The 3,578-nt window shown below is 71.5% G+C and carries 4 protein-coding genes; all 4 read right to left on the minus strand.

What is annotated here, in order from left to right; translation table 11 throughout:
• A partial coding sequence (locus B351_RS15950) for a CsgG/HfaB family protein (protein WP_232207875.1) occupies positions 1-768 on the minus strand: 768 nt, incomplete at its 3' end.
• Positions 769-916: 148 nt separating this feature from the next.
• Positions 917-1,804 carry a CsgG/HfaB family protein gene (locus tag B351_RS0100600; RefSeq protein WP_019397118.1) on the minus strand — a complete coding sequence of 296 codons (888 nt, stop codon included), beginning with the start codon at positions 1,802-1,804 and terminating at the stop codon, positions 917-919.
• Positions 1,805-2,071: 267 nt separating this feature from the next.
• Entirely contained in the window at positions 2,072-3,289 is a 1,218-nt protein-coding gene (locus tag B351_RS0100605; protein WP_026010190.1) for a D-alanyl-D-alanine carboxypeptidase family protein, read from the minus strand.
• Between the two features lie 77 nt (positions 3,290-3,366).
• On the minus strand, positions 3,367-3,578 hold a 212-nt coding region (locus tag B351_RS0100610), incomplete at its 5' end, for an SPOR domain-containing protein (RefSeq protein WP_039730545.1).

A 3,578-nucleotide genomic window follows, 5' to 3' on the forward strand; every position in this document is an offset into this window, starting at 1 on the left:
GGCGGCGGACATCATCCCCTGCGGGCGCCCGGTGCGCTGCGCGGCCAGCCGGCGCAGGGCCGGCTCCATCTTCTCGAAGGCCTCCTCGTAGGCCTTCTTGATCACCTTGCCGATCTCGGTGTTTTCCCAGCTGCTGTAGTGGATCCCGCCGCGCACGCCGGCCTGGGCCTGCTGCGCGCGCAGCGCCGCGTCCCAGGCCTTGTCGGAGATCTTGGCCTCGCCGCTGACGGTGGCCACCTGCTCGGAGGTGCGCGCATCGATCAGGGTCAGCACCACCTCCGCGTTCTGGCGCCGGGTGGACACGCCGGCGCGGCCGGCGCCGGTGATCCCGCGCAGCAGGCCGCGCTTGGCCTCGGCCTCGACCCCGAAGCTGCTGCCGCCGGCATTGGCGTTCTGCGAGACGATGTCCGGGACCAGCACGAAGTCGGCGGCGCGGATCTGGCCACCGCCGACGTTGTGGCCCTCGCGCAGCTGGCCGGCCGCGGCCAGCTCCTGCTCGGCCCGGATCGCGGCCAGGCCAGCGCCGCGGTCGACCACGGTGAAGCAGCGCGATTCGTTGACCAGCACCCGCAGCATGCGGGTCGGGGCCGACAGGCCGTAGCTGGCCCACAGCTCGTCGCCGTCGTCCGGCTCGGAGATGCGCACGGTGCCGATCGGCTCGCTGCAGGTGGAGCCGAACAGGGCGGCGCGGGCGTCCGGCGCCCAGGCCGCCGTGGCGAGGACCGCGCCCAGCACCAAGGCACGGGACGGAAGATGCGGATGGCTCATGGTTCCCTTTGGATTGCTCTGGCGCCTGGTTGCGGCGCGCAGGAAGCCAGTCTAACGAAACCTTCATTTCAATGAACAAGGCCGGGAGCCACCCTCCCGCAAAAGGAAAAGGCCGGCAAAGCGCCGGCCTTCCCCGGAGCCGCCGCGCTCAGCGGGCCAGTTCGGTGCTGGTCGAGTTGACCCAGCCGCGGTTGCCGAGTTCGTCCTCGACTTCCCACATCGCCCCGTCCTTCTGCCCGGTCGGGTACAGCAGCATGCCAGGCTCCAGGTCGCGCACCGCCTTGCCGGTGCCCTTGGCGTTGGCCAGCATGCGCGCCGCGCGGGTTACGCGCAGGGCCTGGATCGGGCTGGCCGCCGAGGCGTCCTCCGGCAGGCCGCCGAGCTGTGCGACCAGGTTGGTGTAGGCCTGCAGGTAGGCCAGGGTGATGACCTGGCCGATCTCGGTGTTGGCGTAGCCGCCGACGCCGGCCGCGCCCAGGCCGCTGCCCGAGAACAGGTTGCCGCGCGCGCCGAAGCCGATGTCGGTCTTCTTGGCGCTGCCCTCGGCCAGCGCCACCTGCTCGGAGGAGCGCACGTCGGTGACCGTCAGCACCACGTCGGCGGTCTTCTTCTTGAAGTTGAGGCCGCCGAGCACCTGCCCGGCACGGCCGCCGACCAGGCCGCTGAGCAGGCCGCCGACCGCGTTGCCGCCGGCGTCGCTGTTCTGCGAGATCAGGTCAGGCACCAGCACGTAGTCGGCCGCCTTGACCTGGCCCTTGCCGACGTTGGAGCCGCGGCGCAGGTTGCCGTCCGCCGCCAGCGCGCGCTCGTTCTGCGCGGCGGCCATGCCGGCGCCGCGGTCGACCAGGGTGAAGCAGCGCGAGCGCGACACGAACACCTTGATCAGGCGCGAGGGCTCCGGGAGCTGGTGGCCGCTCCACCAGTTCACCCCATGCTCCGGTTCCAGTACCGAGATCGTGCCCAGCGGCTTCTTGCATACCGGGATCTCCGCCGCCTGCTGCTGGCGCAGTTCCTGCGCGCTGTGCCGTTGCGCCATGGCCGGAGCGGACACAAGCGCCACCGTCAACGCGGCGCCGAGCGCCGCGCGTACTGCCTTCCTATGCCCATGTTTTTCCCCGTTGGAGATTTGCACAAAGCGCGGGCAATCCCGCCCGCCACGCGCGACCTCGGCAGGCAACGCGCCGGCCGAGGATAAACGATGGAAAAACCCGGGCGGGCGCCACCCGTCGGGAGGCGCGGTCGCGCGCAACGAAAACAGCCGGCACGGGGCCGGCTGTTTCCAGGGCGTTGCGTGGACGATCCGTCAGGATTCCCACCACATCCAGAACGCGTCCCACAGGCGCTTGAAGAAACCGGCCTCCTCGACCGCGCCGGTGGCCACCAGCGGCGCCTCGGCGATGACCTGGCCGTCCAGCGACACCTTCACCGTGCCGATCTGCTGCCCGGCGGCAATCGGCGCCACCAGCGAGCGCGGCACTTCCATCGCCGGCTTGAGGTCGCCGTAGCGGCCACGGGCCACGCTCACCAGCAGCGGCTCGGCCACGCCCAGCTGCACCTGGTCGGCCTTGCCCTTCCACACCTTCAGCGAAGCCACCGGCTTGCCGGGCTCGTACAGGCGGGGGGTCTCGTGGAAGCGGAAGCCCCAGTTGAGCAGGGCCAGGCTGTCGTCGGCGCGCTGGCGCTCGGAGGCGCCGCCCATCAGCACCGCGATCAGGCGCTGGTCGCCGCGCTGGGCCGAGCTCATCAGGCAGTAGCCGGCCCTGGAGTGGTGCCCGGTCTTGATGCCGTCGACCGAGGAATCGCGCCACAGCAGCAGGTTGCGGTTCGGCTGGGTGATGCCGTTGACCGTGAATTCCTTGATCTTGTTGTACGCGTACTGCTCCGGGTAGTCGCGCACGAAGGCGCGGCCCAGCAGCGCCAGGTCGCGCGCGGTGCTGTAGTGCCCTTCCGCCGACAGGCCGTGGGCGTTGACGAAGTGGCTGTTCTTCATGCCGATCTTCGCCGCGTAGCTGTTCATCAGGTCGGCGAACGCCTCCTGGGTGCCGGCCACGTGCTCGGCCAGGGCGATCGCGGCGTCGTTGCCCGACTGCACCGCCATGCCCTTCTCCATCTCCTCCAGCGGCGCGGTCTGGTTGACCGGGAAGCCGCTGAAGCTGCCGTCGGTGCGCGCACCGCCCTCGCGCCATGCGCGCTCGCTCATCAGCACCTGGTCGTCGGGCCGGACCCGGCCGGCGGCCATTTCCGCGGCGATCACGTAGGCGGTCATCACCTTGGTGATGCTGGCCGGTTCCACCCGCTCGTCGACGTTCTCCCCGGCCAGGATCTGGCCGGTGGCGTAGTCCATCACCAGCCAGGCGGTGGCCTGGGAGGGACGCGGCGCCGGCGGGATCGCGACCGGGGCCGGCGCGGCGGCGGCCGGCGCCGCCGGGGCGGGTGCCGGCGCCTGGGCGCTGGCCAGGCCGAAGGCGAAGGTGGCCACCGCGGCGAGGGCGGCGAGCATGCCTGGGGAACGGAACTTCATGGAAACGGGAACTCCTGCGGCAACCGGCTCGCGGCCGGGCGGAAGGGAAGGACGAAAGGACGGATTGTAGCCCCGGCTCAGTCGCGCACCGGCTGCGGGGTACCGAATCCCAGACCGGCGATGCGCAGTGCAAGTTCCGCCGGGTCGCCGGCGGCCGGCACCCGCAGGCGCCACAGGGTGCGCCCGCCGCTGACCACGTCCTCCAGGCGCGCGTCGCTGATGCCCGCGGCCAGCAACCGTTCCAGGGCGCGGCGGGCATTGTCGGCGCTGGAGAAGCTGGCCACCTGCA

The sequence above is a fragment of the Pseudoxanthomonas sp. GW2 genome, assembly GCF_000283075.1.
In the GTDB taxonomy this organism is placed as follows: Bacteria; Pseudomonadota; Gammaproteobacteria; order Xanthomonadales; family Xanthomonadaceae; genus Pseudoxanthomonas.

Bases quoted from the DNA above. Each gene is read 5' to 3' on its own strand.
- B351_RS0100605 (WP_026010190.1), bottom strand. From the start codon at position 3,289: ATGAAGTTCCGTTCCCCAGGCATGCTCGCCGCCCTCGCCGCGGTGGCC.
- B351_RS0100600 (WP_019397118.1), bottom strand. From the start codon at position 1,804: ATGGCGCAACGGCACAGCGCGCAGGAACTGCGCCAGCAGCAGGCGGCG.